This is a genomic window from Thermomonas fusca (assembly GCF_005862345.1).
Lineage (GTDB): Bacteria > Pseudomonadota > Gammaproteobacteria > Xanthomonadales > Xanthomonadaceae > Thermomonas > Thermomonas fusca.
Window position 1 is genome coordinate 96,333 of the sequence record NZ_SROY01000001.1, and the last position, 26,044, is coordinate 122,376.

Genomic DNA, 26,044 nt, shown 5'->3' on the forward strand with positions numbered 1-26,044 from the left:
AGATGGTGCCGCTTGTCCGAATCGAACGGACGACCTGCTGTTTACAAGACAGCTGCTCTACCAACTGAGCTAAAGCGGCGGGAGGCCGATTCTATCAGGCGGCCCTGTCGCCGCCGGAACCGCTGCCGGCGTGCGCTCAGCGCAGCTGCGAGCAGTCCAGCGGCTGCGAGCGCGCGATCCGCGCCAGCGCGGCGCGGTCCGCAGTCGGCGGCAGGCGCGCGTCCAGCCACGCCTGCGCAGGCGTGCCGCCGACCGGCTCCACCTGCGCCTGCACGCCCTTGCCCTGCAGTTCCGCCTGCCGCCTGCGCGCGCCGGTTTCGCTGCTGAAGCGGCCCAGCGCGATGCTGTTGGCGTCCGCGCCCTGGGTCATCACGAACAGGTCGGCGACCCCGCCGGCCTTCAGCCGCTCGGCCAGCGCCACCGCAGCCTCGCGCGAGGGTTGCACCGGCAGGAACACCTTCCAGCCGCGCACGCCGCGGGCGCGCTCGTCGAACGCCGTGGCAGTCACGCCGCTCGCCGCCAGCGCCGCGCGCGCACCGTTGCGGGCGGCAGGATCGGCAAACGGGCCGAAGCGCAGGCAGGCCGGCGCTTGTTCGGCCGCGGCCACCGGCGTGATGGATCCGGAAGTCGTGGATGCAGCCGCCACTGCCGGCGTTGCCGGCGCGCCCACGGCCGCGATCACAGGCGAGGGAGTTGCCGATGCCGCCGCCGGTTCTGCGCCGGCGGGCGCGGCTTCGCGCAGCAGGCGCAAGCCCGGCGCTGCCGCTGCGCTGGTTGCGCCTGCTGCCGGCGACGGCTGGAACAGCCACCAGCCGGCGGCGCCCAGGTTGAGCATCACGAGGATCACGATGGCGGCGCGCAGCAGCATCGGTCGAGTTTATGCGATCCGCAGCGCGTGCCAGCGCGCCAGCCCCTGCAGCACCGCATCCGGCGCCCACGTATGCGCCGGCAAGCGCGAGCGCAACGCCGCGGCGCCGCCACCGTGCAGGTGCAGGAGGGGCGTGGCGCCCAGCAGCGCCTGCGCGACGTGCAGGCTGCGCTCGACCAGCGCCAGTGCGGCGCCGTCGCAGCCGGAGGCGAGCGCGTGGTGGGTGTCGTCGGCGAACTCCGCATAGTCGCCGCCGGCCAGCGGCAGCTGCACCGCGCGTGCGTGCAGCGCTTCGCGCATCAGCTGCGGGGACGGCGCGATGCGGCCGCCGCGGTGGCGGCCCGCGCCATCCAGCAGGTCGATGGTGAGCGCGGTGCCGACACCGACCACCAGCGCCGGCGTGCTGCCGCACAGCCCCAGCATCGCCAGGAAACGGTCCACGCCCAGGTGCGCGGGCTCGGCATAGGCAATCCGCAGCGGCCCCAGCGCCGTTTCGGTGTGCACCCGATGCAGGCGCTGGAAGCGCGCGCACAGCGCATCCAGCAGCGCCACCCGCCGCTCCGGTGCGGCCACGCTGGCGATGCAGGCGACAGCGCCGGCCGGCAATGCGTCCAGCCAGCCATCGGCATCGTCATGGGCGATCGCGCGCACCTCGCCCACGCTGCCGTCGGGCTCCAGCGGCGCGCATTTCAGGCGGGTGTTGCCGAGATCGAACAGCCAGGTGGTCATGCCCGCCCCGCGTCCGTTCGCGCGGCGCGCACGCTGACGTCGCCGGCGTGCACCAGGCGGATGTCGCCAGCGGCGTCGCGCACCCGCAGCGCGCCGTCCTCCGCGATGCCCAGTGCCTGCGCCTTCCAGCTGCGCGTGGCCTCATGCACCTGCACCGGCCGTCCGGCCAGCGCGTCCAGCGCCGCATAGCGCGGCAGGAACGGGGCCAGCCCCTGCGCATCGAACACGTCCAGCGCGGGCAGCAGGTGGGCCAGCAGACCGGCCGCCAGCAGGTTGCGCGCGGGCGGCTGCGGTACCAGTGCGGCCAGCTGGGTCCACGGTTGGTCGATCGCGCTGGACAAGGCTGCCGGCATGCGCACGTTGACGCCGATGCCGACCACCGCGCGCACCGCGCCGCCGGCTTCGCCGCCACCCTCCACCAGCAGGCCGCCGAGCTTGCGCAGGCCGCCGCCATCGTCGACCACCAGATCGTTCGGCCACTTCAGCCGCAGCTGCGCGAAGCCCAGCACATGCAGCGCTTCGCAGGCGGCGATCCCGGCCACCAGGCTCAGGCCGCCCAGCCGCGCCAATCCGCCCTCGAAACGCCGCGCCAGCGACAGATACAGATGCGCGGCCAGCGGCGACGCCCACTCGCGGCCACGCCGGCCGCGCCCGCCGGTCTGGCGTTCGGCCAGCAGCACCGCGCAGCCGCGCGCAGGGGTGTCGCGGCGGAGCAGTTCGCTGTTGGTGGAATCCAGCGACCACGCCACCTCCAGATCGGCCAGTCCGGTGCGCAGCGCTGCCGGCAGGGCAGCGCGGATGGCGTCGACGTCCAGCAGGTCCAGCGGCTGCGCAAGGCGGTAGCCGCGCCCCGGCGCCGCCTCGATGGCGATGCCCGCGTCGCGCAACGCCTCGATCCGCTTCCACACCGCGGCGCGGGTCAGCCCGACCTCGCCGGCCAGCACGTCGCCGCTGACCGGCCCGTCCGCCAGCCGCTGCAACAGCGCGCGTTCGCCGCGGGCGTCGCTCATGCGCGTGCGCCCCGGCGGCGCAGCAGGCGCGCGCGCTCGAAGCGCGACTCGGTGCCGTGCCGCAACCGCTGCAGGTTGCCGCGATGGGTGAAGGCGAGGAACAGTGCCAGCGCGACGGAAAACGCCAGCCGCGGCGCACCGGCATCGAACAACCAGGCCCACAGCGGCAGGCTGGCCGTCGCCAGCACCGTGGACAGCCCGACGTAACCGGTGGCCACCAGTACCAGCAGCCACACGCCCAGCAGCAGCGGCACGGCCAGCGGCCACAGCACCAGCAGCGCGCCGACCGCGGTGGCGGCGCCCTTGCCGCCGCGGAAACCGTGCCAGACCGGCCAGACATGGCCCACCACCGCCAGCGCCGCCGCGGGCCAGGCCACGGCCGGTGCGAAACGCAGCGCCAGCCACGCCGCCAGCGCGCCCTTGCCGACGTCGATCAGCACCACCCCCAGCGCGAAGCGCAGGCCCTGGGTACGGAACGCGTTGGTGCCGCCGGCGTTGCCGCTGCCCAGGGTGCGCACGTCGACCCCGCGCAGCCGGCCCAGCAGCAGGCTGCCGGACAGCGAGCCCAGCAGGTAGGCGACACACAGCAGGCAGGCGGCGGCGAGTACGGGCGACATCCTTCGATGATACGCAGCGCGGCCATCCGCCCGCACCCGGATCGCGTCAGGGCGCGGGCTGCAGCCCCAGCACCAGGGCACCGCGTCCGGCATGCGCGCCGATCGCCGGCCCCACTTCGACCAGATGCGCCTCGGTCACCGGCAGCAGCCGGCGCAGCGCCGCCAGCACGCGTTCGCCGTCCGCCGCCGCATCGGCATGGCCGACCAGCAGCCGCCAGCCGGGTGCCGCCGGCAGCCGCCGCGCCACATGGCGCGCGAACGCCTCCGGCGCGCCGTGGCGGGCGAACAGGCCACCGGCCACCTTCAGCACGCCGTTGCGGATCGCGGCCAGCGGGGTCAGCCCGCTGAAGCGCACCAGCGGGGCGGCCCAGCGCGGAATGCGACCGCCGCGCACGGCGTGGCGGATGTCGCGTGCCATCGCCCAGGTCAGCGTCCGCGGCACCAGCCGCGCCAGTTCCTCGGCAATCGCGTCCGCCTCCGCACCGGCGGCGGCCAGCTCGCCGGCGCGCCATGCCAACAGTGCCTGGCCGACGCTGGCGTGGCCGCTATCGATGCAGTGCAGCGGTCCCTGCTGCCCACGCGCCGCCGACTCGGCCGATTGCAGGGTGCCGGACAGCGGCCGCGACAGGCCCACGTAGACCGCCGCCGGCTGGTGCGCCAGCACGTGTTCGAAGACGCGGCGGAAATCCCCCGGCGGTGGCTGGCTGGTCTGCGGCAGCTGCGCCGAGGCGGCCATGCGCCGGTAGAACTCGGCCGTCCCCAGGCCCAGGCGGTCCAGGTAATCGCGGCCGTCCAGGCTGACCCGCACCGGCACCACGTGGATGTCGAAGCGATCGGCCAGTGCCTGCGGCAGATCGGAAGCGCTGTCGGTCACCACCGCCACCCGGCCCGGCGATTCCACGCTGCGCTGCTGCATGACCATGTCGTCGGCCTTCATCGCCTCGACCCGGCCGAACCCGGCGCAGGCATCGAACAACACCTGCGGCCGCGCGGCGTGGCCATGCACGCGCACCCGGCTGTCGCTGCCTGCCACCACCAGCGATTCGATGCCGATCACCGCCAGCGCGGTGCGCAGCGCGACCCGGTCGATCCGCTCGCCCACCAGCAGACATTCGGTGCAATAGCGGCAACCCGGATCCACATCCAGATGGACATGCGCGGCAGCGGCCTCCGCGCCGTCGCCGACCGCGCCGCGCAGGTTCAGCACGCGCGGACCGCCTTCGGCATAGGCGGCGATGCCCTCCAGCCAGTCCACGAATCCGCGCGCGCCGGCATCCACCACGCCCGCCTTGCGCAGCAGCGGCATCTGCCGCGGGGTGTCGGCCAGCGCGGTGCGCGCGCGTGGCAGCGCCGCCGCGAACGCCTGCCATGGCTTCGCCCCTACCCTGCGCGCCTGCTCCTCCAGCGCCTCGGCGAACGCCGCGATCACGCTCAGGATGGTGCCCTCCACCGGCTGCGCCAATGCCGCGCGAGCGCTGTCCGCGCCGCGTCGCACCGCCGCCGCCAGCTCGCCGGCATCGAGCTGCGACAACGCCCGCGCCTGCTCGCCCAGGCCCATCAGGAACTGCGCCATGATCGCGCCGGAATTGCCGCGCGCGCCATCGATCGCGTCGTTGCCCACCCGCAGCAGCAGTTCGCCGGCATGGCGGCTGCGCCGGCTCAGCGCGCCGTGCAGCACGCTGCCCAGGGTCGAGGCGAGGTTGCTGCCGGTATCGCCGTCGGGCACCGGGAACACGTTGATGCGGTTGAGCTCGTCGCGCGCAGCGATCACCCGCCGCGCACCGGCGATCAGGGCCCGGCGCAGCGCGGCGGCGGTGACGGCGGAGGGCGGGACGCTGGTGGTCAGGGCGGTGTCGGACATGCCGCCAGTGTGCAGAGCCGGCCGCATCCGCGCCTGCTGCGGCGCAGCACCGACCGGCTCGGTCGGCTGCTATAGTCGCGGGCGGGCCGTGCGCTGCGTACGCCCATTCATCCGGTGACCCTCCATGCGCCTGTCCACGACGCGTCAGCTGTTGGTCTGCCTTGCCCTGACGGGCGCCTTTGGCCATGCCGGCGCCAGCGAACTGCGGCAGATGGCACCGGAAAGCACGCCGCCGGCAGAGCCCCAACCGGCGTCGATGGAGCGGCTGGACGAAGCCGACATCGATGTCACCGCCGCCGCGCATACGCCGCGCGCACCGCGCCCGAAGGCGCAGGCACCGGGCCCGGCCCGCGCTTCCGGCGACAGCCGCGCGATGCCGTCGCGCTTCCACAGCTTCCTGCCCGGCATGTTCCGCTGAGCAATCCGGTTCCGCGTGATCTGGCCGTTCTCGCGCCGCCCGCGCACTGCTCCCGCACTTGACCCTTCGCTGTGCCGGCAGGCTGCGGCCGGTTTGCCGTGGCTGCGCGATCTCGACCCGCCGCGCCAGCAGCGCCTGCACGCGCTGGCCGCCGAATTCCTGGCCGACAAGGCCATCACCCCGCTGCACGGCCTGCGCCTGGACGAGGTGCAGCGGCTGCGGCTGGCGATGCTGTGCTGCATGCCTTTGCTGGAGTTCGGTCGCGAGGGCCTGCACGGCTGGAAGGAGCTGCTGGTGTACCCGGCCGCCTTCCGCGCCCAACGCAGCCATGTCGACGCCCACGGCATCCTCCACGAGGGCGCCGAGGAGCTGATCGGCGAAGCCTGGGAGCGCGGCCCGGTGATCCTGTCCTGGGCCGACGTGCGCAGCGACATCGCCGCGCCGAACGACGGCTTCTGCGTGGCCGCGCACGAGATCGCGCACAAACTCGACGCACTGGACGGCGCGATGGACGGCACCCCGCCGCTGCCGCGCGACTGGCAGCGGCAGTGGGCGGCGGATTTCCAGCGCGCCTACGACGGTTTCTGCGCCGAGGTGGACGCCGGCCATGACACCGCCATCGACCCCTATGCCGCGGAAGCGCCGGAGGAATTCTTCGCGGTCTGCACCGAATACCACTTCAGCGACGCACGCACGCTGCAGGCGGCGATGCCCGAGGTCGCCGCGCACCTGCGCCGGTTCTACGGCGCGCCGCTGCTGGCCTGAGCCGTACCGAACATCGCCGCGGTGGGCGCAAACACACGCGGTGCATAGCCGAAGTCGCGCGCGGCCGGGCCGGCATCGAAGACCAGGTCGTCGCGCATGCGCGCGATCGCATCGCCGGTGAGGTCGCGGGCAATGCCGCCGGTGCGCGCCGCCACCAGCAGCATTCGGAACAGCGGCATCGGCAGCAGGTGCAGCTGCGGCGATGGCGACAGGCAGGCCAGCATCCGCCGCACCATCTCGGCATAGGCCAGCGTTTCGCCGCCCGGCAGGTCATAGCCACGCGCAGCGGCGGCAGCGCTGCGACAGGCCGCCAGCGCCGCGTCGGCGAGGTCATCGACGTGCACCGGCTGGCGCCGCCCAGCGGCAGCGCGCGGCAGGACGAAACGGCCGAAGCGCCGCGCCAGCCGGGCGATACGGGTCAGGGTGGCGTCGCGCCCGACGCCGTACACCAGCGTCGGACGCAGCACGATGGCGACTTCGCCGCGCGCCTCGGCGGTCGCGAACAAGGCAGCTTCGGCCTCGCGCAGGCGCCGCGCCACGTCGCGCTCACCGGCATCGGCGGAGGCGTGCTTGACGTGGACGCTGGTGGAGCCGAACGCGACCACCCGCGCGCTGCGGATGCCGGCCTGCGCATACCACTGCGCGAATGCATCCAGCGGGCCGCAGCTGAAGATCGCATCGACTTGCTCCGGCAATCCCGGCGGCTGCGGAAAGCCGCCGCGCAGCCAGCGCAGGCCGGGGCCATCGGCGCGCTGCGTGCGCGACAGCGCCAGCACCTGCCAGCCCTCGGCGCGCAGCCGCGCCAGCAGCGCCGCGCCGATCTGCCCGCTGCCGCCGAACACCAGCGCGGTGTTCATGCGCGGGCGTTGCGCGGCAGCACCAGCGCCAGCCACACGCTGCCAAGCAGCGCCGCCACCAACGACGCACCCAGCACGCCCAGCACGCCCTCGGTGTAGTGCAGCGGATGCCCGGTGAAGGCCAGCGAGGCGATGAACAGGCTCATGGTGAAGCCGATCCCGCACAGCAGCCCGAGGCCCAGCATCGCGCGCAGGTCCATGCCCTGCGGGAACTGCGCCAGCCCCAACGCGCGCATCGCCAGCGCCGCGGAAACAATTCCCACCGGCTTGCCCAGCACCAGCCCCAGCGCGATGCCCGCCGGCAGCGGCGAGGCCAGGTCCTGCAGGCGCAGCCCGCCCATCGCCAGCCCGGCGTTGGCAAATGCGAACAGCGGCAGGATGGCGAACGCCACCCACGGATGCAGCGCGTGTTCGAGTGTTTCCAGTGGCGAATGCTCGTTGGCGTCGTCGATCGCGTTGCCGCGGTCGTAGTGCGGGATCATCAGCCCGGTGACCACACCGGCCAGCGTGGCGTGCACGCCCGAGGCCAGCACCAGCGCCCACAGCAGCGCGCCCAGCAGCAGATAGGGCGCCAGTCGCGTGACGTTGCGGCGGTTGAGCGCGAACATCGCCAGGACCACCACTGCCGCGCCGGCCAGCGCACCCCAATGCAGGCCGTGTGAATAGAAGAAGGCGATGATCAGGATCGCGATCAGGTCGTCGGCGACGGCGATCGTGGACAGCAGCAGCTTCATTCCCAGCGGCACCCGCGACCCCAGCAGCGCCAACACGCCGAGGGCGAAGGCGATGTCGGTGGCGGTGGGAATGGCCCAGCCGCGCATCGCCCCGGCATCGCCGTGGTTCATCGCCGTATACAGCAGCGCCGGCACCGCCACCCCGGCCACGGCGCAGACCACCGGCAGCGCCAGCTGATCGCGGCTGGACAGCTGGCCGGAGATCACCTCGCGCTTGATCTCCAGCGACACCAGCAGGAAGAACACCGCCATCAGGCCGTCGTTGATCCACCAGTGCAGCGACTTGCCCCAGCCTTCGCCGCCCAGCGGGGTGTCGCGCAACACCTCGTAGGCATGCGCCAACGGCGAATTGGCGGCGATCATCGCCAGCACCGCGGCGGCGATCAGGATGATGCCGGCGGCGGCTTCAAGGCGGAAGAATTCGGCCAGCGCGCTCTGGGCACGGGCGAAGACGGAGGCATGCGTGGTCATCCTCCGCAGTATAGAAGGCCCGCTGCGTCGACTACCCGCGCGATCGCGTCAAGAACAGCCTTCCACATAGTCCACCTGCGGCGGCAGGCCCACCCGCCACGCGACCACCCTCGCGTCTTCGCCACGGCCATCGGTCTCGAACACCAGCACGCCGGCGCCACCGGCGGGATCGCGGATGCGCAGGTATTCGCCGTCGGTGTAATGGTGCGGCCGCGCTTCGACCTGGTTTGGATACAGCCTGACGATGTCGGACCTGTGCATGCCGATCCTGCCGCCGCCCGGCGCGGTTTCGCGTTCGCCTTCGATGTCATAGCGGACGAACCTGCCGCCCTCCAGCATGAACGCCGGGTCTTCGGCGGACCGCGCGGCGCGCTTCGGGCGCAGGTAGTGGCAGCCATCGGCCGGCTCAGGCGACGGCCCCAGCCGCTCCAGCGCCCCGCCCCAGGCCTGCTCCATGTCGGCAGCAGGGATGCCAAGCCGGACATCGCCATAACCGCCGAACCCGGCCAATCCTTGCTGTGCGGCGGCCGCGACAGGCGCTTCGGCTTGCGGCGCCGCCACCGGCTCTGCGGGCGCCGCAGAGGTAGCGGGGGTTGCAGCGGGTTTGCAGGCGGCCAGCATGGCCAACAGGACAAGCGGAAGCAGGAGGCGCACCGCGGAACTCCTTGTATTGCGACGGAGCCCGCAGTGTCGCCAGCCGCGGTGAACGCGGCGCGAAGCGCCTTCGGAAGTGACGGCCACGCGATCGTCATCCGCGCGACATCGACGCCGGCTAGCGTGGCGCACGTCGAACCGGGGATCCCCCATGCTGCTCAACAAGACCGCACTCGCGCACAGCGCCCTGCAGGCCGGCTCCAGCGCCGGACTGAGCCTGGCCGAGCGCCGCATCCTGATCGTCACCGACGGCAAGCGCACGCTCAACGAGGTGATGGCGATGCTGGGGCCGGACATCCTGCCGGCCATCGACCGCCTGCTGAAGGACGGCTACATCCGCCCCGCCGATGCCAGGGCCGCCGCTGCAAGCGCCCCGGCCAGCGGCGTCGCCGGCGCCTTCACCGGCCTGCTGCGCGCCACCACCGATGCGCTGCAGGCGCGCACCGAACAGATCCGCGCCGGCAGCCCGCGGCCGACGCCAACGCAGGCCGACATCAGCTCCCCGCCGCACGCTGCCGGCGCCGCGCCGTCGGTGGCAGGGGCTGGCCCAGGGCCTGTGCCCGCGCGCGGCCAGCGCCGCTCGCTGGTGGCGGCGAAGATGTACATGATCGACATGCTGTCGCTGCAGCGCGATCCGGACGCAGTGGAGCGCAAGGCCCGCATCCAGTTCTGCGGCAACGACGATGCGCTGATCGAAGCCGTTCTCGACGGCCTGCAGCTGCTGCTGCGGCTGACCAACGACAGCTACGGCCAGCGCGTGCTGGCGCGGCTGGCCGAAGTGTTGCCGGAACCGCTGCTGCCGCGGCTGGAGGCGGTCACCGTCACGCGCGCACCGCGCGAGGCCGCCCCGCAGCTCAAGCTGGTGGGCGGCTGAGGCGCCAGCGGCTCAGCGCTGGAAGCGCTTGCGCAGGCCCATCCAGCAGTCGGGGTAATCCTGCTGGCGGTGCGGCGCGGCCATGGCCTGCGCGGTCGGGCGGATCACCGCGCGGGTCTCGAACATGAAGGCCATGCTGCCGTCGATGTAGTCCGGCTGGCTCAGGTCGGCCGCGCTGGCCTTCTCGAAAGTGGCGGCATCCGGCCCGTGCCCGGTCATGCAGTTGTGCAGCGAGCAGCCGCCCGGCGCGAAGCCTTCGGCCTTCGCGTCGTACACGCCGTGCAACAGGCCCATGAACTCGCTGGCGATGTTGCGGTGGAACCACGGCGGCCGGAACGTGTCGCGCATCGCCAACACCCGCGGCGCGAAGATCGCGAAGTCCACGCTGCTGGTGCCGGGCGTGTCGCTGGGCGAATGCAGGACCAGGAAGATCGACGGATCCGGATGGTCGAAGCTGATCGAACCGATCACGTTGAAGCGGCGCAGGTCGTACCGGTACGGCGCGTAGTTGCCGTGCCAGGCCACCACGTCCAGCGGCGAATGGCCGATGTCGCTGCGCCACAGGTGGCCCTGGAACTTGGTCAGCAGCTCGAAGTCGCCCTCCACGTCCTCGAACGCCGCCTGCGGATATTCGAAGTCGCGAGGGTTGGCCAGGCCGTTGCTGCCGATCGGGCCAAGGTCGGGCAGTTTGAACAGCGCCCCGAAGTTCTCGCAGACATAGCCGCGCGCCTGCCCGTCCGGCAGGGCGATGCGGAAGCGGACACCGCGCGGGATCACCGCGATCTGCTGTGGCTCCACGTCCAGCACGCCCAGTTCGGTTTCGATGTGCAGGCGGCCGTGTTCCGGCACCAGCATCATCTCGCCGTCGGCATTGCAGAAGAAGCGGCCGTCCATGTCGCGGTTGGCCGCGTACAGGTGCAGGCCGACGCCGGTGCCGGCCTCCGGGCCGCCGTTGCCGGCCACGGTGTACAGGCCTTCGACGAAATCGACCGCCTGCTCCGGCTGCGCCAGCGGCAGCGGGTTCCAGCGCAACTTCTCCGGCGTCACCGGGCCGCTGCCGAAGTCGTTGTGGAAGCCCGCGTGCGCGAACGGCTCGAAGCGCCCGTGCACCGCCGCCGGGCGGATCCGGTACAGCCAGCTGCGCCGGTTGGCGTGGCGCGGCGCGGTGAACGCGGTGCCGGTCAGCTGCTCCGCGTACAGCCCATGCGCCACCTGCTGCGGCGAGTTGCGCCCCACCGGCAGCGCGCCGGGCAGCGCCTCGGTTGCGAATTCGTTGCCGAAACCGGTCTGGTAACCGTTGCTGTGGATCGCCATGGTCTGCTCGCTCAGTGGATACCCGCCACGCGGCGGGCGGGGATCACAGCACGCCGCGCTTCATCTGGTCGCGCTCGATGCTCTCGAACAGCGCCTGGAAGTTGCCTTCGCCGAAGCCCTCGTTGCCCTTGCGCTGGATGATCTCGAAGAAGATCGGGCCGAACGCGTTCTGGGTGAAGATCTGCAGCAGCTTGCGCGACTTCGTCTCCATGTCGGCGTCGATCAGGATCGAATTCCTGCGCAGGCGCTCCACGTCCTCGCCGTGGTTGGGCACGCGCACGTCGATCACGTCGAAGTAGGTGTCCGGCGTGTCGAGGAACTTCACCCCGGCCGCGTGCATGCGTTCGACCGAGTCGTAGATGTCGTCGGTGAACAGCGCGATGTGCTGGATGCCCTCGCCGTTGTAGGCGCGCAGGTATTCGTTGATCTGGCTCTTGTCGTCGCTGGACTCGTTCAGCGGGATGCGCACCACGCCGTCCGGTGCGGTCATCGCCTTCGACAGCAGGCCGGTCTTGGCGCCCTTGATGTCGAAGTAGCGGATCTCGCGGAAGTTGAACAGCTTCTCGTAGTAGTCCGACCACTTCGCCATGTTGCCCACGAACAGGTTGTGGGTGAGGTGGTCGATGAAGGTCAGGCCGAAGCCCTTCGGGTGCTGGTCCACGCCGGGCAGCGGCACGTAGTCGGCGTACAGGTCGGTGCGGCCGTCGTCGACCAGGTACAGCATGCAGTCGCCGATGCCCTTGATCGCGGGCGTGACCACCGCGCCGGTCTCCGGCTTGTGATCGATCTGCGCGCCACCGTTGGCCAGCACGTGCGCCAGCACTTTTCCGGTGGACTCGCGGAAACGGATCGCGAAGCCGCAGGCGGACGGGCCGTGCTCGGCGGCGAAGTCGGCAGCGAAGGAATCTTCCGACTCGTTGAGCAGGAAGTTGATCGTGCCCTGCCGGAACAGGGTGATCGCGCGCGCGCGGTGGCGGGCGACGGCGGAGAAGCCCAGCTGCTCCAGGTATTCGCGCATGCGCGCGCCCTGACCGGCCGGGGCGGCGAATTCGACGAACTCGAAGCCGTTGATCCCCATCGGGTTGTCGAAGGTGGTCGGCTGCATGCCAAGATTGGGTTGCGCGCTCATGCGGGGTGTCCTCAACGCCGGGAATGCGCATTCTATGGTTGCACTTGCAACTATCTCAAGTTCCCTCCTCTTTTCCGGCCTCCGCGCATGCCCGACCACGCCAGCCTCGCCCTCGAACGCTTCCTGCCCTACCGGCTCAGCGTGCTCTCCAATCGCATCAGCGGCTCGATCGCACGCGAGTATTCGCAGCGCTTCGACCTGGGCGTCACCGAATGGCGGGTGATGGCGGTGCTGGGCCGCAGCCCCGACCTGTCGGCCAACCAGGTGGCGCAGCGCACCGCGATGGACAAGGTGGCGGTGAGCCGCGCGGTGGCGCGCCTGCTGGAATCCGGCCGGCTGCTGCGCAGCTTCGACGACGATGACCGCCGCCGCTCGGTGCTGCGCCTGTCCGAAGCCGGCTACGCGATCTACGACCAGATCGTGCCGCTGGCGCTGGGCTTCGAGCGCCAGCTGCTGGGCGACATGCCGGCGGACGAACGCGCACTGCTGTTCCGCCTGCTGGACCGCCTGGACGAGCTGGAACTTCGGGTCGAGGCCACCAGCCAAGCCGCAGCCGGCTGATTTCCACCGGCTGCAAACGCACGCGGCGGCCCTGGGGCCGCCGCGCTTGCATCACCATCCCGCGCCGATGCACGGCGCGGGCGGCATGCCTTACTTCACCCCGTGCATCAGCTTCTGGATCAGCGGCGCGATCAGGAACAGCAGCACGCCGGCGCCGATCAGCACCCAGAAACCGAAGGTGTAGCCGGCCTGCGCCGAGGCCACGGTCATGCCGGCTTCGCCGCTGACGCTGCTGGCGAAGATGCCGGACAGGTTGTTGCCGATCGCGGTCGACAGGAACCAACCGCCCATGCCGAAACCGACCAGGCGCATCGGCGCCAGCTTGGTCACCATCGACAGGCCGATCGGCGACAGGCACAGCTCGCCCACCGACTGGATCACGTAAACCATGAACAGCGTCCAGAACGGGATCTTCATGGTCTGCGGATCAACCATGCTGGACAGCGCGATCATCAGCAGCAGGAAGGCTAGGCCGTTGAAGATGATGCCGAGGCCGAACTTGCGCGGGATCGACGGATTGGCGCGCCCCATGCGGATCCAGATCCAGGCGACCACCGGCGCCAGGGTGATGATGGCCAGCGAGTTGACCGACTGGAACCAGCCCACCGGGAAGGTCCAGCCGCCGAAGTCGCGCTCGACGATGTTCTGGGCCAGGAAGTTGAACGAGCTGCCCGCCTGCTCGAAGAACATCCAGAACAGCACGTTGAAGGCGAAGATGATCAACATCGCGATCGCCTTGTCGCGGGCGACGGCGCCGTTGGCGAAGCCCTCGCGCAGGATCAGCACGCACAGCACCACGAACAGCGCGGTCAGCAGGATCTGCAGGTTGTTCGCATCGATGGTGAGCAGGAAATAGATCGCCGGGATCGCCACCAGCACGCCCACCGCCACCATCAGTACGCGGCCGAGTCCTTCGCCGCCTTCGACCGGACGACCGATGCCCTGCAGCTGGGCGCGGCCGATCCAGAACCACACCAGGCTGATCAGCATGCCGATGCCGGAGGCGATGAACACCGCCTTGTAGGCCGGCATCTCCGAGGAGCCGCCGAACATGTTCTCGGCCAGGAAGCCGGTCAGCACCGGCGCGATCAGTGCACCGGCGTTGATGCCCATGTAGAACAGGGTGAAGCCGGAGTCGCGGCGCTCATCGCCGGTCGAATACAGCTGGCCGACCATGGTCGAGATATTGGGCTTGAACAGGCCGTTGCCGGCGATGACCGTGGCCAGGCCCATCTTGAACACCGTCTCGCTGGGCACCGTGATCATGAACAGGCCGGCCGCCATCACCACCGCGCCCAGCAGGATCGAACGCTGGTAGCCCAGCACCTTGTCGGCGACGTAACCACCGAACAGCGCCGCCGCGTACACCAGCGCCAGGTAAGCGCCATACAGCTTGCTGGCCGAGGCCTCGCCGGAGGAATCTCCGCCGAAGAACTGCGCCACGATGTACAGCGCCAGCGCCCAGCGCATGCCGTAGAAGGCGAAGCGCTCCCAGAACTCGGTCATGAACAGCATCCACAGCGGACGTGGATGACCCATGACCTGCTTGAATTCCGGAACTGCGCCCGGCGTCGTATCAGCGGCTCCGCTCATGCGGCGTTCCCCCTTGTGTTCTAGCGTTGATTGAGGATGTCGAACCGGCCTGCGTTGGGCGCGGAACCGGGCGAGAATGGCCGACAGGCGCAGGCAACGTCAAACCGTGCGCATTCAGGACATCGTGCTGCAAAGCAGCAAATCACCCCATGCGGGGTGCGTGCGAACGGGCTCAGGCGGCGCCGTCGCGGCCCGGCCCGACCGAGGTTCGTACCTCGAACAGCTCGGGGAAGAAGGTCAGGTCGAGCGCACGCTTGAGGAAGGACACGCCGCTGGAACCGCCGGTGCCGCGCTTGAAGCCGATGATCCGCTGCACCGTGCGCATGTGGCGGAAGCGCCACAGCTGGAACTGGGTTTCCAGGTCCACCAGGTCCTCGCACAGCTGGTATTCGCGCCAGTAGCGGTCGGTGTCCTCGTAGATGCGCTCGAACACCGGCACCAGCGCCGCGTCCAGCACGTGCGGCTGCGACCAGTCGCGCTCGATGTGCGCGGCCGGCACGGGATGGCCCCAGCGGGCGAGATAGCGCAGGAACTCGTCATACAGGCTGGGCGCGCGCAGCACCGCTTCCAGCGCGGCCTGGCCGGCGGGATCGTGGGCGAACACTTTCAGCATCGCCGCGTTCTTGTTGCCGAGCAGGAACTCCACCGTGCGGTACTGCAGCGACTGGAACCCGGACGACGGCCCCAGCACGTCGCGGAACTCCATGTATTCCGAAGGCGTCAGCGTCTCCAGCACCGACCACTGCGCGGTCAGCTGGTCGAGCACGCGCTTGCAGCGCGCGGCCACCTTGCCGAACTGCCAGGCGCGATCATTGCGCAGGTGCTCCACCGCCGCCGACAGCTCGTGGATCAGCAGCTTCAGCCACAGCTCGCTGGTCTGGTGCTGGACGATGAACAGCATCTCGTCGTGGTGCGCCGGGTTCGACAGCGGTTGCTGCGCCGACAGCAGGCGATCCAGCCGCAGGTAGCCGCCGTAGGTGATGCGCCCGGCCAGGTCGGTATGGATATCGGCTTCGAGGTCGCGCTGATTGGCGCTGGCGGTGTCGTGTTCGCTGCTCATCGCGCGATTCTCGCACGCCGTCCTGCAGTGCCGCGCTGACCGCCGTCAAGTGCCTTGCGATGCCGCAGCGCGCAACGGAATGCCAACACATCGCCGGTATCATGGAGCAATTGCTCCAACATCAAGGCAATCATGACTACTGCCGCCAGCTTCGAAATCGAATACCTGCAATACCTCAAACCCGATGGCACCCTGGCCGCGCCGCTGCCGCCCGCGGTGGCCGATGCGGCGGCGCTGCTGCCGCTGTTCAAGCAGATGCTGTTCCTGCGCACCTTCGACAGCAAGGCCATCGCCCTGCAGCGCACCGGCAAGCTTGGCACCTATGCCGCCTGCCTGGGCCACGAGGCCACCCACGTCGGCATCGGCGCGTCGATGCAGCCGGAAGACGTGTTCGCACCCAGCTATCGCGAATACGGCGCGCAGTTCGCCCGCGGCATGCGCCCGCGCGAAGTGCTGATGTACTGGGGCGGCGACGAGCGCGGCAACCTGCTGACCGGCGCCCCGGCCCACGACTATCCGTGGTGCGTGCCGATCTCCACCCAGATGCTGATGGCCTCCGGCGCCGCGCTGAGCTTCAAGCTGCGCAAGCAGGACCGGGTGGCGGTGGCGGTCTGCGGCGACGGCGGTTCCTCGAAAACCGACTTCTACGCGGCGGTGAACTCGGCCGGCGCCTACCAGCTGCCGCTGGTGCTGTGCGTGGTCAACAACGGCTGGGCGATCAGCGTGCCGCGCAAGGCCCAGACCGGCGCCGAGACCCTGGCGCAGAAGGGCCTGGCCGGCGGCCTGCACTGCCTGCAGGTGGACGGCAACGACATCGTCGCGGTGCTGGAAGCGATGCGCCGCGCCCATGAGCGCGCGCGCAAGGGCGAAGGTGGCAGCGTGATCGAGTTCATGACCTATCGCCTGCACGACCACACCACCGCCGACGACGCCCGCCGCTACCGCGGCGAGGACGAAGTGAAGCAGGCCTGGCTGAAGGAGCCGTTCCTGCGCCTGCGCAAGTTCCTGACCGATGCCGGGCTGTGGGACGAGGCGCAGGAGAAAGCCTGGATCGAGGAGAGCGGCAAGCGCGTGGACGTGGAAATCAACGCCTATCTGGAAACCCCGGTGCAGCCGGTGGAAGCGATGTTCGACTACCTCTACGGCGACATGCCGGCCGATGTGCTGGCACAGCGGGAAGCCGCTATCGCGCTGGAGGGCCGGGCATGAGCGCGCAACCCATCACCCTGATCGAGGCGATCACCCAGGCGCTGGCCTTTGAACTGCGCAGCGACGAATCCGTGGTGGTGCTGGGCGAGGACGTCGGCGTCAACGGCGGCGTGTTCCGCGCCACCGCCGGCCTGTCCGCGCAGTTCGGCACCGAACGCATCCTCGACACGCCGCTGGATGAAACCACCATCGCCGGCCTCACCGTCGGCATGGCCAGCCAGGGCATGAAGCCGGTGGCCGAAGCCCAGTTCGACGGCTTCATGTACCCGATGGTCGATTTCATCGTTTGCCACGCCGCGCGCATGCGTAACCGCACCCGCGGCCGGCTGACCTGCCCGATGGTGCTGCGGGTGCCATGGGGCGGCGGCATCCGCGCGCCGGAACACCACAGCGAAGCCAACGAATCCATCTTCACCAACGTGCCCGGCCTGCGGGTGGTGATGCCAAGCTCCCCGCAGCGCGCCTACGGCCTGCTGCTGGCCGCGATCCGCGACCCGGATCCGGTCATCTACATGGAGCCCAAGCGCATCTACCGGCAGTACAAGGAGCTGGTGCCGGATGACGGCGAGGCGTTGCCGCTGGACGTGTGCTACGTGCTGCGCGACGGTTCCGACGTGACCCTGGTGACCTGGGGCGCGCAGGTGAAGGAAACCCTGGAGGCCGCCGAGAAACTGGCCGCCGAGGGCATCAGCGCCGAGGTCATCGACGTCGCCACGCTGACCCCGCTGGATTTCCCCACCATCGCCGAATCGGTGGCCAAGACCGGCCGCTGCGTGATCGTGCACGAAGCCGCCAAGACCGCGGGCTTCGGTGCGGAAATCGCCGCGCGCGTCGCCGAGGAATGCCTGTTCGACCTGCTGGCGCCGGTCGAGCGCGTCACCGGCTACGACACCCACATCCCGCTGTTCCGCCTCGAGATGAAGTACCTGCCGAGCGTGGACAAGATCATCGCCGCCACCCGGCGGGCGATGGCGTATTCGTAAAGGACAGCCCATGAGCAAGAAGTTCCTCCTGCCCGACCTCGGCGAAGGCCTGCCGGACGCGACCATCGTGGAGTGGTACGTCAAGGAAGGCGACGTGATCCGCCTCGACGAAAACCTGGTTTCGATGGAAACCGCCAAGGCGGTGGTCGACGTGCCCTCGCCGGTCTCCGGCAAGGTGCTGAAGCTGGCCGGCGGCGCCGGCGACGTGATCGTCACCGGCACCATGCTGGCCGAATTCGAGATCGACCCCAGCCTGCCGCAGCGCGCGGAAGGCCAGGACACCGGCCACCACCACGGCCCGTCCCACGCCGCACCGGAACCGGCAGCGGCCGCGCCGGCAGCCGCCGCGAAGGCGGAGCCGGAAGACGCCGGCACCGTGGTCGGTGCGATGCAAGTCGGCAACGCGGTGGTCAGCGAAGCCGCGGTGGCGGTCGGCGGGGTCAAGGCGGTGCCGGCGGTGCGCGCGATGGCGCGCAAGCTTGGCGTCGACATCACCCGCGTGCGCGCCACCGGCGGCGATGGCACGGTCAGCATGGACGACGTGAAGCGCGCGGCGGCCGACGGTTCGGCCAAGCCTGGCGCCGCGCCGGTGGCACGCGCCGCGGCTCCGGCCCCGGCGGCGCCCCCAGCCGCACCGGCCCAGCGCAGCGCGCTGTCGCAGAGCGGCAAGCCGATGCGCACCCAGCCGCCGGGGGTTACCGCCAGCGGCCAGCCAGAGCAGCTCAAAGGCGTGCGCCGCAACATGGCGCGGGTGATGGCCGATGCGCGCGACCGGGTGGTGCAGACCACCTTGGTGGACGATGCCGACCTGCACCAGTGGCTGGGCAAGCAGGACATCACCGCCCGCACCATCCGCGCGATCGTGGCCGCCTGCAAGGCCGAGCCCGCGCTCAACGCCTGGTTCGACGACGAAAACCTCACCCTCACCAAACACCCGCACGTGGACCTGGGGCTGGCGGTGGATACCCCGGACGGCCTGTTCGTGCCGGCGCTGCGCAATGCCGACATGCTGGACAGCCGCGGCCTGCGCGAAGGCATCAACCGCCTGCGCACGCAGGTGGAGGACCGCTCGATTCCGGCATCGGAGCTGAGCGGCTACACCATCTCGCTGTCCAACTTCGGCGTGTTCGCCGGCCGCTACGGCACCGTGGTGGTGGTGCCGCCGTGCGTGGCCATCGTCGGCGTGGGCAAGCTGTCGCACGACGTGGTGGCGGTGATGGGCGGCATCGAGGTGCACCGCCGCATGCCGATCAGCCTGACCTTCGACCACCGCGCCTGCACCGGCGGCGAAGCCGCGCGCTTCCTCAAGGCGCTGCTGGACGATCTGGCCCTGCCGCAGTAAATCCAGTCCGTGGCGGCAAGAAAAACGGCGGGCTTCGGCCCGCCGTTTTGTTTGCCTGCAAAAATGCTGGGGCAGCATCGGCTCTCTGCAGGAGCCGCTTCAGTCGCGCCCCGCTGACCAGAGCGCAGCGTGCAGCCCGCCGGATCGATCAGGCCTTGGCCAGCCAGCGCCGCCGCAACCAGAACGCCACCGCCAGCACCAGCAGAAACACCCCGTAACCCACCGAGGTGGCGAGGATCTGCGGCCACAGTGCGCCGTGGCTGCGATCCGCCGCATCAAAGCTCCAATACAGGCTCAGCAGGCAGCCAACGTAGGCCAGCAGCAGGGCGATCCCGTCGAAACGCCGGCGCGCTGCGTTGCGCGGCTGGCGCGGATACAGCCAATACAGGGCCGACAGGATCAGGAACCACGGCGCGAACAGGATGAGCGCCAGCGCCGGCAACGCCGCCACGTTGTTCACGCCTTGCCGCCCTCGCCCTCCAGCGCAGCCGCCACGAAGGCCGCCAGCGCCGCGTTCACTTCGGCGCTGGTCACGCCCTCGCCAAGCAGGAAGTCACTGGCGTCGTCGCCCACTTCACCCTGCTTGATCGCGGCCACGCGCTGGCCGGCATCGCGCGGCGAATCGAAGCCCACGCTCTGCAGCAGCACGCGCTCGCCCTGCACCAGCTTGAAGTAGAACTTGCCATCGGCATCGCGGTACTGCTTGAACGCGGGCAGCGCGTCGGCATCCTTCTTTGCCTCGGTCTTGTCGCCATCCACCGCCACCGTGGACAGGTCGCGCAGGCCCACCGCCGAGCGCAGGCGCACCAGCGTGGGGGTGGCGTGGGTCGCGCGCAGGCGCGCCGCGCCGTCGCGCAGCACCGCCTCGATCTCCGCCGGCTTCGCCATCAGCGCCTCGTACTTCTCGCGCAACGGCGCCACTTCCGCATCGATGCGCTCGAACAGCTTGTGTTTGGCATCGCCCCAGCCGATGCCGTCGGCGAACGCCTGCGCGAAGGCCGCGGTTTCCTCCTTCGAGGCGAACGCCTGGTAGAGCTGGAACAGCGCCGAGCCTTCTGTGTCCTTGCGTTCGCCGGGTGCGCGCGAGTCGGTCAGGATGCCGGCGATCAGCTTCTTCAGCTCGTTGCGCGGGGCGAACAGCGGGATGGTGTTGTCGTAGCTCTTGCTCATCTTGCGGCCGTCGAGGCCGGGCAACGTGGCCACGTTGTCGTCGATCACCACCTCCGGCAGCACGAAGTGCTCGCCGTAGAGATGGTTGAAGCGCTGGCCGAAGTCGCGCGCCATCTCGATGTGCTGGATCTGGTCGCGGCCCACCGGCACCTTGTTGGCGTTGAAGATCAGGATGTCGGCGGCCATCAGCACCGGGTACATGAACAGCCCGGCATTGACGCCGGCATCGTCGTCCTCGCCCTCGGCGCGGTTGCGGTCCACCGCCGCCTTGTAGGCGTGGGCGCGGTTGAGCAGGCCCTTCCCGGCCACGCAGGTCAGGAGCCAGGTGAGCTCGGGGATTTCCGGGATATCGCTCTGGCGATAGAACCAGTTCTTTTCCACGTCCAGGCCGCAGGCCAGCCAGGTGGCGGCGATTTCCAGCGTGCTGCGCTGTACCCGCGCCGGATCGCCGCATTTCACCAGCGCGTGGAAATCGGCGAGGAAATAGAAGTTCTCCACATCGGCGGCCTGCGCGCTGGCCAGCGCCGGGCGGATCGCACCGACGTAGTTGCCCAGATGCGGCGTGCCGGAGGTGGTGATGCCGGTCAGGATGCGGGTCTTGCTCATGCGGTGGGCGCTGTCGGAACGCGGGAGACGGGCTGCACAGTGTACCCGCGCCACCCGGCAACCCCGTTCGCGGGCGCCGCGCGTTGACAGCAGTGCAGCGCAATGCCTGCGCCCCCGGAGAGAGCCATGTTCCGCCGCCTGCTGTTCGTCCTTGCCGTCATCGCCGCCAGCGCGCCCGTCGCCGCGCGCACGCCGCTTCCCGCCTACCCGCTGGTGGAGCTGGCGCTGGTGGACCGCGACACCGCCCTGACCCTGCCCGAATACCGCCACCGCGGCCGCGACTGGGTGGCCGGCACGCCCGGCCATCGCTACGCGGTGCACCTGACCAACACCAGCGGTGAACGGGTGCTGGTGGTGCTGTCGGTGGATGGGGTAAATGCGGTCAGCGGCCAGGCCGCCGCGCCGTCGCAGGCGGGTTATGTGCTGGGTCCGTGGGAAAGCACCGAGATCGGCGGCTGGCGCAAATCGCTGGACGACATCGCCCAGTTCGTGTTCACCGATCTGCAAGGCAGCTACGCCTCACGCACCGGGCGGCCGGACAACGTCGGCGTGGTCGGCATCGCGGTGTTCCGCGAACGCTGGCGGCGCCCGCTGCCGCCACCGGCGCCGGTCGCGGCCGCACCACGGGCGGAGGCCGGCGCAAAGGCCAGCGCAGACCGCGCGATTACGATGGAGGCGATGCCGCAGCGCATCGGCACCGGCCACGGCCAGCGCGAGCACGCGCCGGTGGGGCAGACCACGTTCGAGCGCGCCAGTGCGAGCCCGGAACAAATCAGCGAGTTGCGCTATGACAGCCTGGACGCACTGATGGCGATGGGGGTGCTGCCGCGCCGCAATCTGATTGGCGTTGCCCAGCCGCCGCGCGCGTTCCCGGGCGAGTTCGTCGCCGATCCGCCGGGCCGTTGACCGAAGGTGCTCCGGCGGGACGACCCGCCGGAGCACCGGCTCTTACTTGACCGCGCCTTCGATCTTCTCGCCGGCCTTCTGGATGTCCTTGCCGGCACCGGCAATGGTGTTGCAGCCAGCCAGAAAAGCCAGACAGGCCAGCATCAACAGCGCCATCTTCATCAGCTTCATGGGGTTCTCCTCGGGATCCGACGGACATTATCGGGCCGAGGGGAGGTCAGGCAAGAGCGCTTCCCGCGCCGGCCGCCCGCGTACTGGCGGCCGGCCGGCGCCGGGGAGGCTATCAGCACTTCATGTCCTTGCAGTCCTGGGCCTTGTCCGAGACCTTTTCACCGGCCTTCTGTACGTCCTTGCCCGCGCCGGCAACGGTATTGCAGGCGGTCAGAACCATGCTGGAGAACATGACCAGCATCAACAGGGTGAGCAAGCGCTTCATGGAGCCTCCTTCACTGTGGGGGTGCGGCCATTTACCCCGCAGGCGCGTGAAGCAGGCGTGCATGGCGGCGGCGGCAACACAACCACGAATGAACGGGCGGCACCTGCCCGCCTCAGTCGTCCCGCTCGCGGGGAATCACGCTGATGCGGCCATTGGTCTCCAGCAGGGCCAGGCGCACGTCGCCGACGTCGTCGATGTTGTTCATCCGCAGCGCCTCGGCGAAATCGTCGTGGCTGACCAGCTCGCGCCGCAGCACCTGCCTGAACACCTTGCCATCGCGCGCCAGCACCACCGGCTCGCCCTCGACCCAGCGCTCCACGCTGCGATTGCGCGAGGTCTGCCACGCCACCAGGTAGTTGAGCGCGATCAGGGTGGTGGCCATGATCCCCGCGCCGGTCAGCGAGTTGTCGCCGCCGTTGATGCCGTTCTGCACCGCGTTGCCGATCAGGATCAGCAGCACCAGGTCGAACGGCGTGAACTGCCCAACGGCGCGCTTGCCGGAAACCCGCACCAGCACCATCACCAGCACGTAGATCGCGCAGGCCCGCAGCACGAAGTGCCACCAAGGCGCGGACAGCTGGAACAACTCGCTCATGGCGATCCTCATCGGTGCGCAGCAAACAGGACTGCCATGCAACTGTCTGGTGCAAAGCCCCCTTTAGTAAAGGGGGCGCGCCGACAGGCGCGGGGATTTGGAAGCCACCGGCATGGGGCCCAAGGTTTGCGCAGCAAACTTTGGGTTTTTGTGGCCGCCAAAAGGCGGCCACAAAAAAGCCCCGCAGCCAGGGGGGACTGCGGGGCCGGGGAAGGCCGGTTGGGGAGGACCTGCACCTTCCGGTGATCACACCAGGGGAGGGGTAGTGATCGGCAACAGGCGTTGCACCTGTTGCGAGCTATATGACCACTTCCAACATGGATGGTTCGTGAAGATTCCAGTTAAAAAACCGTTGGGTTCAGGAATGATTCATTGCAATCCCGCGAAAGCCGTCAAAACCCGCGCCAGTTCACGGTTTCCGGCTGTCTAGTGGGCTTCGTCCCAGTTGTCGCCCACCCCGCTGTCCACCACCAGCGGCACCCGCAGCCGGGCCGCGCCGGACATCAGCGCCGGTACCTGTTCCAGCAGGATCGGCACGAAGTCGGCGTCGGCCTCGAACACCAGTTCGTCGTGCACCTGCAGGATCATCAGCGCGCGCTCGCGGTTGTCGGCCAGCCAGGCGTCCACCTGCACCATCGCGCGCTTGATGATGTCGGCGGCGGTGCCCTGCATCGGCGCGTTGATCGCGGCGCGCTCGGCGCCGGCGCGCTGGGCGGCGTTGCGCGCGTGGATGTAGTCCAGCGCCAGCCGGCGCCCGAACACGGTTTCAACAAAGCCGGCATCGCGCGCCTGCTGGCGGGTGCGCTCCATGTAGTCGCGCACGCCCGGATAGCGGCTGAAGTACAGCGCGATGTAGTCCTGCGCCTCGCCGCGGCCCACGCCCAGCTGCTTGGCCAGCCCGAATGCGCCCATGCCGTAGATCAGGCCGAAGTTGATCGCCTTGGCGGCGCGCCGCTCGTTGCCGGACACCTCGGCGATCGGCTTGCCGAACACCTCGGCGGCGGTGGCGCGATGGATGTCGGCGCCTTCCGCGAACGCGCGCAGCAGCGCCGGGTCTTCCGACAGGTGGGCCATGATCCGCAGCTCGATCTGCGAGTAGTCGCAGGCCACCAGCTTGCGGCCCGGCGGCGCGATGAAGGCGGTGCGGATGCGCCGGCCTTCTTCGCTGCGGATCGGGATGTTCTGCAGATTGGGATCGGACGAGGACAACCGCCCGGTGGCTGCGCCGGCCTGGTGGTAGCTGGTGTGCACGCGGCCGGTGTCGGGATTGACCATCTCCGGCAGCTTGTCGGTATAGGTGCCGCGCAGCTTGGCCAGACCGCGGTATTCCAGGATGATCCGCGGCAGTTCGTGCTGGTCGGCGATGGCTTCCAGCGCCTCTTCATTGGTCGAAGGCGCGCCACCCGGCGTCTTCACCAGCGCCGGCAGCTTGAGCTCATCGAACAGCAGCGCCCCCAGCTGCTTGGGCGAATCCAGGTTGAAGCTGCGCCCGGCCAGCTCGGTGGCCTGCTGCTGCGCGGCCAGCATGCGCCGGCCCAGCTCCGCCGACTGCCGGCGCAGTTCGTCGGCATCGACCAGCACGCCGTTCGCCTCCACCCGCGCCAGCACCGGCACCAGCGGCATCTCGATGTCGCGGTAGACCGCTTCCAGCGTCGGCTCGGCCTGCAGCTTCGCGCGCAGCACGCGGTGCAGGCGCAGGGTGATGTCGGCGTCCTCGGCGGCGTAGCGGGTGGCGTCGTCGATGGCGACCTGCGAGAACGGGATCTGCTTGGCCCCCTTGCCGGCCACGGCTTCGTACTTGATGGTGTCGTAGCCGAGATGCCGCTTCGCCAGCGAATCCATGTCGTGGCGGGCGATGCCGGCGCTGAGCACGAAGCTTTCCAGCATCGTGTCGTCGGCATAGCCGCGCACGTCGATGCCGTGCCGGCGCAGCACGTGCAGGTCGTACTTGCCGTGCTGGCCCAGTTTCTTCTTCGAAGGATCGGACAGCAGCGGGCGCAGCGCGTCCAGCACCTGCGCGCGCGAAAGCTGCGCGGGCGCACCCGGATAGTCGTGGCCGAGCGGTAGGTAGCAGGCCCTGCCCGGTTCGACGCTGAAGCTCAGGCCGACCAGGTTGGCGCGCATCGGATCGAGCGCATCGGTTTCGCTGTCGAAAGCGAATTCGTCGGCAGCCTGCAGCTTCGCGATCCAGTCAGTGAGTTGCGCCTCGGTCAGCACCGTTTCGTATTCGCCCGGCGCTGACAGCGCGGGGGCGATCTCCGGCTGCGACGCGGGCGCGGCCGCCGCGACGAAACCGCCGCCGCGCGCCACCCCCGGCTCCCGGTTTGCCACCGCACCGGTCGCCGCGCCGCCGTCCAGTTCCTTCAGCGCCTGGTTGAAACCGTAGCGCGCGTACAGCCCGCGCAGCGCGTCGGCGTCGCGTTCGCGCAATGCCAGGTCGGCCGGCGCCTGCGCCAGCGCCACGTCGGTCTTGATGGTGACCAGCTCGCGGTTCAGCGGCAGCCGCGCCAGCGCGGCGCGCAGGTTGTCGCCGACCTTGCCCTTGATCGCCGCGGCATTGGCGATCACGCCGTCGAGGCTGCCGTGTTCCGCCAGCCATTTGGCGGCGGTCTTCGGCCCGCATTTCTCCACGCCGGGCACGTTGTCGATGGCATCGCCCATCAACGCCAGCAGGTCGACGATCTGGTCGGCGCGCACGCCGAACTTGTCGATCACCGCCGCGTCCGAATCCATGCGGCTGCCGTTCATGGTGTTGACCAGCGCCACCGGCCCCGCATCGGCTGCCGGCTGCCGCACCAGCTGGGCAAAGTCCTTGTCGCCGGTGGAAATGGTCACGGCCAGCCCCTGCGCCGACGCCTGCAGGGCCAGCGTGCCGATCACGTCGTCGGCCTCCACCCCCGGCTCGCGCAGGATCGGGATGCCGAGCGCCGCCACGATCTCCAGCATCGGCTCGACCTGCGCGCGCAGCTCGTCCGGCATCGGCGGGCGGTTGGCCTTGTAGTCGGGATACATCTCGTCGCGGAAGGTCTTGCCAGGCGCATCGACCACGAAGGCGATGTGCTCCGGCTTCTCCTTCAGGTGGCCGCGCAGCATGTTGACCACGCCGAACAGCGCGCCGGTCGGTTCACCGGCCGCATTGGTCAGCGGCGGCAGCGCGTGGAAGGCGCGGTAGAGGTAGGAGGAACCGTCGATCAGCACGAGCTTCGTCATCGGGCGATTCTAATGCCCGGATCCCGCGAAGGCAGGAATGACGGACGCACGGCACAATGCCCTGCCCCGCCC

26 protein-coding genes and 1 tRNA gene are annotated in these 26,044 nt (G+C 70.0%); 8 read left to right on the forward strand and 19 right to left on the reverse strand.

The genetic code is table 11. From position 1 onward, the window contains the following. Positions 1–3: 3 nt before the first annotated feature. The 6 genes from E5S66_RS00435 to E5S66_RS00460 all read right to left on the reverse strand — a co-directional run bounded on the left by E5S66_RS00435 (position 4) and on the right by E5S66_RS00460 (position 5,085). Positions 4–79 (reverse strand) — tRNA-Thr (locus tag E5S66_RS00435). A 57-nt stretch (positions 80–136) separates the two neighbouring features. Further along, entirely contained in the window at positions 137–868 is a 732-nt protein-coding gene (locus E5S66_RS00440) for a hypothetical protein (RefSeq protein WP_138346515.1), read from the reverse strand. 9 nt (positions 869–877) lie between these two features. Continuing rightward, entirely contained in the window at positions 878–1,597 is a 720-nt protein-coding gene (locus E5S66_RS00445; protein ID WP_138346518.1) for a type III pantothenate kinase, read from the reverse strand. Beyond that, positions 1,594–2,607 carry a bifunctional biotin--[acetyl-CoA-carboxylase] ligase/biotin operon repressor BirA gene (gene birA, locus E5S66_RS00450; protein ID WP_138346520.1) on the reverse strand — a complete coding sequence of 338 codons (1,014 nt, stop codon included), beginning with the start codon at positions 2,605–2,607 and terminating at the stop codon, positions 1,594–1,596. The genes E5S66_RS00445 and birA overlap by 4 nt, the downstream gene beginning before the upstream one ends. Further along, positions 2,604–3,224 carry a glycerol-3-phosphate 1-O-acyltransferase PlsY gene (gene plsY / locus E5S66_RS00455; RefSeq protein ID WP_138346522.1) on the reverse strand — a complete coding sequence of 207 codons (621 nt, stop codon included), beginning with the start codon at positions 3,222–3,224 and terminating at the stop codon, positions 2,604–2,606. Before plsY ends, birA begins: the two co-directional genes overlap by 4 nt. Positions 3,225–3,270: 46 nt before the next feature. After that, a complete protein-coding gene (locus tag E5S66_RS00460) occupies positions 3,271–5,085 on the reverse strand; it encodes a DegV family protein (protein ID WP_171033424.1) in 1,815 nt (604 codons plus the stop codon). Positions 5,086–5,209: 124 nt separating this feature from the next. Here E5S66_RS00460 and E5S66_RS00465 point away from each other — a divergent pair, with 124 nt between their 5' ends. After that, entirely contained in the window at positions 5,210–5,503 is a 294-nt protein-coding gene (locus tag E5S66_RS00465) for a hypothetical protein (protein WP_138346527.1), read from the forward strand. Positions 5,504–5,518: 15 nt separating this feature from the next. Next, positions 5,519–6,268 carry a M90 family metallopeptidase gene (locus E5S66_RS00470; RefSeq protein ID WP_138346530.1) on the forward strand — a complete coding sequence of 250 codons (750 nt, stop codon included), beginning with the start codon at positions 5,519–5,521 and terminating at the stop codon, positions 6,266–6,268. Here the strand turns inward: E5S66_RS00470 and E5S66_RS00475 are convergent. From E5S66_RS00475 to E5S66_RS00485, 3 genes are read right to left on the reverse strand one after another with little or no spacing between them, the layout of a single operon-like run. Beyond that, positions 6,244–7,125 carry an NAD-dependent epimerase/dehydratase family protein gene (locus tag E5S66_RS00475; protein ID WP_138346533.1) on the reverse strand — a complete coding sequence of 294 codons (882 nt, stop codon included), beginning with the start codon at positions 7,123–7,125 and terminating at the stop codon, positions 6,244–6,246. The two genes, E5S66_RS00470 and E5S66_RS00475, sit on opposite strands and share 25 nt — an antisense overlap. After that, positions 7,122–8,330 carry a Na+/H+ antiporter NhaA gene (gene nhaA, locus E5S66_RS00480; protein ID WP_138346535.1) on the reverse strand — a complete coding sequence of 403 codons (1,209 nt, stop codon included), beginning with the start codon at positions 8,328–8,330 and terminating at the stop codon, positions 7,122–7,124. The genes E5S66_RS00475 and nhaA overlap by 4 nt, the downstream gene beginning before the upstream one ends. A 48-nt stretch (positions 8,331–8,378) precedes the next feature. Next, positions 8,379–8,984 (reverse strand): lectin, encoded by a 606-nt coding sequence (locus E5S66_RS00485; protein ID WP_246037092.1) that lies wholly within the window; start codon positions 8,982–8,984, stop codon positions 8,379–8,381. Positions 8,985–9,135: 151 nt separating this feature from the next. On the opposite strand from E5S66_RS00485, the gene E5S66_RS00490 reads away from it, so the two are divergent. Beyond that, entirely contained in the window at positions 9,136–9,858 is a 723-nt protein-coding gene (locus E5S66_RS00490; RefSeq protein ID WP_138346538.1) for a hypothetical protein, read from the forward strand. 12 nt (positions 9,859–9,870) lie between these two features. On the opposite strand, the gene hmgA is transcribed toward E5S66_RS00490, so the two are convergent. Beyond that, complete coding sequence (hmgA, locus tag E5S66_RS00495; RefSeq protein WP_138346541.1) at positions 9,871–11,172, reverse strand: homogentisate 1,2-dioxygenase; 1,302 nt, start codon at positions 11,170–11,172, stop codon at positions 9,871–9,873. 43 nt (positions 11,173–11,215) lie between these two features. After that, positions 11,216–12,301 carry a 4-hydroxyphenylpyruvate dioxygenase gene (gene hppD / locus E5S66_RS00500; RefSeq protein ID WP_171033425.1) on the reverse strand — a complete coding sequence of 362 codons (1,086 nt, stop codon included), beginning with the start codon at positions 12,299–12,301 and terminating at the stop codon, positions 11,216–11,218. A gap of 87 nt (positions 12,302–12,388) precedes the next feature. Here hppD and E5S66_RS00505 point away from each other — a divergent pair, with 87 nt between their 5' ends. After that, positions 12,389–12,862 carry a MarR family winged helix-turn-helix transcriptional regulator gene (locus E5S66_RS00505; protein WP_138346544.1) on the forward strand — a complete coding sequence of 158 codons (474 nt, stop codon included), beginning with the start codon at positions 12,389–12,391 and terminating at the stop codon, positions 12,860–12,862. Positions 12,863–12,952: 90 nt separating this feature from the next. On the opposite strand, the gene E5S66_RS00510 is transcribed toward E5S66_RS00505, so the two are convergent. Next, positions 12,953–14,455, reverse strand: a complete 1,503-nt coding sequence (locus E5S66_RS00510) for a peptide MFS transporter (protein ID WP_028839542.1) — start codon at positions 14,453–14,455, stop codon at positions 12,953–12,955. A 172-nt stretch (positions 14,456–14,627) separates the two neighbouring features. Further along, on the reverse strand, positions 14,628–15,515 hold the full coding sequence (locus E5S66_RS00515; RefSeq protein ID WP_138346546.1) for a tryptophan 2,3-dioxygenase: 888 nt from the start codon (positions 15,513–15,515) through the stop codon (positions 14,628–14,630). A gap of 132 nt (positions 15,516–15,647) precedes the next feature. On the opposite strand from E5S66_RS00515, the gene pdhA reads away from it, so the two are divergent. The 3 genes from pdhA to E5S66_RS00530 are packed head-to-tail and all read left to right on the forward strand — an operon-like array spanning position 15,648 to position 19,049. Continuing rightward, complete coding sequence (gene pdhA, locus E5S66_RS00520) at positions 15,648–16,724, forward strand: pyruvate dehydrogenase (acetyl-transferring) E1 component subunit alpha (RefSeq protein ID WP_138346549.1); 1,077 nt, start codon at positions 15,648–15,650, stop codon at positions 16,722–16,724. Then, entirely contained in the window at positions 16,721–17,707 is a 987-nt protein-coding gene (locus E5S66_RS00525; RefSeq protein WP_138346552.1) for an alpha-ketoacid dehydrogenase subunit beta, read from the forward strand. Before pdhA ends, E5S66_RS00525 begins: the two co-directional genes overlap by 4 nt. A gap of 10 nt (positions 17,708–17,717) precedes the next feature. Continuing rightward, complete coding sequence (locus E5S66_RS00530; protein ID WP_138346555.1) at positions 17,718–19,049, forward strand: dihydrolipoamide acetyltransferase family protein; 1,332 nt, start codon at positions 17,718–17,720, stop codon at positions 19,047–19,049. 148 nt (positions 19,050–19,197) lie between these two features. On the opposite strand, the gene E5S66_RS00535 is transcribed toward E5S66_RS00530, so the two are convergent. Next, positions 19,198–19,509 carry a hypothetical protein gene (locus E5S66_RS00535; protein WP_028839547.1) on the reverse strand — a complete coding sequence of 104 codons (312 nt, stop codon included), beginning with the start codon at positions 19,507–19,509 and terminating at the stop codon, positions 19,198–19,200. Beyond that, complete coding sequence (locus E5S66_RS00540; protein ID WP_138346558.1) at positions 19,506–20,825, reverse strand: tryptophan--tRNA ligase; 1,320 nt, start codon at positions 20,823–20,825, stop codon at positions 19,506–19,508. The genes E5S66_RS00535 and E5S66_RS00540 overlap by 4 nt, the downstream gene beginning before the upstream one ends. Before the next feature lie 126 nt (positions 20,826–20,951). Between E5S66_RS00540 and E5S66_RS00545 the strand changes: the two genes are divergently transcribed. Continuing rightward, the gene (locus tag E5S66_RS00545; protein WP_246037093.1) at positions 20,952–21,731 is read left to right on the forward strand and encodes a hypothetical protein; all 780 of its coding nucleotides are present in this window, start codon (positions 20,952–20,954) and stop codon (positions 21,729–21,731) included. Between the two features lie 42 nt (positions 21,732–21,773). Here E5S66_RS00545 and E5S66_RS00550 read toward each other — a convergent pair whose 3' ends face one another. The 4 genes from E5S66_RS00550 to polA all read right to left on the reverse strand — a co-directional run bounded on the left by E5S66_RS00550 (position 21,774) and on the right by polA (position 25,972). After that, complete coding sequence (locus tag E5S66_RS00550; RefSeq protein ID WP_211219365.1) at positions 21,774–21,893, reverse strand: entericidin A/B family lipoprotein; 120 nt, start codon at positions 21,891–21,893, stop codon at positions 21,774–21,776. Positions 21,894–22,014: 121 nt separating this feature from the next. Beyond that, positions 22,015–22,167 carry an entericidin A/B family lipoprotein gene (locus E5S66_RS00555; protein WP_138346561.1) on the reverse strand — a complete coding sequence of 51 codons (153 nt, stop codon included), beginning with the start codon at positions 22,165–22,167 and terminating at the stop codon, positions 22,015–22,017. A gap of 112 nt (positions 22,168–22,279) precedes the next feature. Continuing rightward, on the reverse strand, positions 22,280–22,762 hold the full coding sequence (locus E5S66_RS00560; RefSeq protein WP_138346564.1) for a DUF421 domain-containing protein: 483 nt from the start codon (positions 22,760–22,762) through the stop codon (positions 22,280–22,282). Between the two features lie 426 nt (positions 22,763–23,188). Then, complete coding sequence (gene polA, locus E5S66_RS00565; RefSeq protein WP_138346567.1) at positions 23,189–25,972, reverse strand: DNA polymerase I; 2,784 nt, start codon at positions 25,970–25,972, stop codon at positions 23,189–23,191. Between the last annotated feature and the right edge of the window lie 72 nt (positions 25,973–26,044).

Bases quoted from the DNA above. Each gene is read 5' to 3' on its own strand.
- E5S66_RS00440 (WP_138346515.1), bottom strand. From the start codon at position 868: ATGCTGCTGCGCGCCGCCATCGTGATCCTCGTGATGCTCAACCTGGGC.
- E5S66_RS00445 (WP_138346518.1), bottom strand. From the start codon at position 1,597: ATGACCACCTGGCTGTTCGATCTCGGCAACACCCGCCTGAAATGCGCG.
- birA (WP_138346520.1), bottom strand. From the start codon at position 2,607: ATGAGCGACGCCCGCGGCGAACGCGCGCTGTTGCAGCGGCTGGCGGAC.
- plsY (WP_138346522.1), bottom strand. From the start codon at position 3,224: ATGTCGCCCGTACTCGCCGCCGCCTGCCTGCTGTGTGTCGCCTACCTG.
- E5S66_RS00460 (WP_171033424.1), bottom strand. From the start codon at position 5,085: ATGTCCGACACCGCCCTGACCACCAGCGTCCCGCCCTCCGCCGTCACC.
- E5S66_RS00465 (WP_138346527.1), top strand. From the start codon at position 5,210: ATGCGCCTGTCCACGACGCGTCAGCTGTTGGTCTGCCTTGCCCTGACG.
- E5S66_RS00475 (WP_138346533.1), bottom strand. From the start codon at position 7,125: ATGAACACCGCGCTGGTGTTCGGCGGCAGCGGGCAGATCGGCGCGGCG.
- nhaA (WP_138346535.1), bottom strand. From the start codon at position 8,330: ATGACCACGCATGCCTCCGTCTTCGCCCGTGCCCAGAGCGCGCTGGCC.
- E5S66_RS00490 (WP_138346538.1), top strand. From the start codon at position 9,136: ATGCTGCTCAACAAGACCGCACTCGCGCACAGCGCCCTGCAGGCCGGC.
- hmgA (WP_138346541.1), bottom strand. From the start codon at position 11,172: ATGGCGATCCACAGCAACGGTTACCAGACCGGTTTCGGCAACGAATTC.
- hppD (WP_171033425.1), bottom strand. From the start codon at position 12,301: ATGAGCGCGCAACCCAATCTTGGCATGCAGCCGACCACCTTCGACAAC.
- E5S66_RS00505 (WP_138346544.1), top strand. From the start codon at position 12,389: ATGCCCGACCACGCCAGCCTCGCCCTCGAACGCTTCCTGCCCTACCGG.
- E5S66_RS00510 (WP_028839542.1), bottom strand. From the start codon at position 14,455: ATGAGCGGAGCCGCTGATACGACGCCGGGCGCAGTTCCGGAATTCAAG.
- E5S66_RS00515 (WP_138346546.1), bottom strand. From the start codon at position 15,515: ATGAGCAGCGAACACGACACCGCCAGCGCCAATCAGCGCGACCTCGAA.
- pdhA (WP_138346549.1), top strand. From the start codon at position 15,648: ATGACTACTGCCGCCAGCTTCGAAATCGAATACCTGCAATACCTCAAA.
- E5S66_RS00525 (WP_138346552.1), top strand. From the start codon at position 16,721: ATGAGCGCGCAACCCATCACCCTGATCGAGGCGATCACCCAGGCGCTG.
- E5S66_RS00530 (WP_138346555.1), top strand. From the start codon at position 17,718: ATGAGCAAGAAGTTCCTCCTGCCCGACCTCGGCGAAGGCCTGCCGGAC.
- E5S66_RS00540 (WP_138346558.1), bottom strand. From the start codon at position 20,825: ATGAGCAAGACCCGCATCCTGACCGGCATCACCACCTCCGGCACGCCG.
- E5S66_RS00545 (WP_246037093.1), top strand. From the start codon at position 20,952: ATGTTCCGCCGCCTGCTGTTCGTCCTTGCCGTCATCGCCGCCAGCGCG.
- E5S66_RS00550 (WP_211219365.1), bottom strand. From the start codon at position 21,893: ATGAAGATGGCGCTGTTGATGCTGGCCTGTCTGGCTTTTCTGGCTGGC.
- E5S66_RS00555 (WP_138346561.1), bottom strand. From the start codon at position 22,167: ATGAAGCGCTTGCTCACCCTGTTGATGCTGGTCATGTTCTCCAGCATG.
- E5S66_RS00560 (WP_138346564.1), bottom strand. From the start codon at position 22,762: ATGAGCGAGTTGTTCCAGCTGTCCGCGCCTTGGTGGCACTTCGTGCTG.
- polA (WP_138346567.1), bottom strand. From the start codon at position 25,972: ATGACGAAGCTCGTGCTGATCGACGGTTCCTCCTACCTCTACCGCGCC.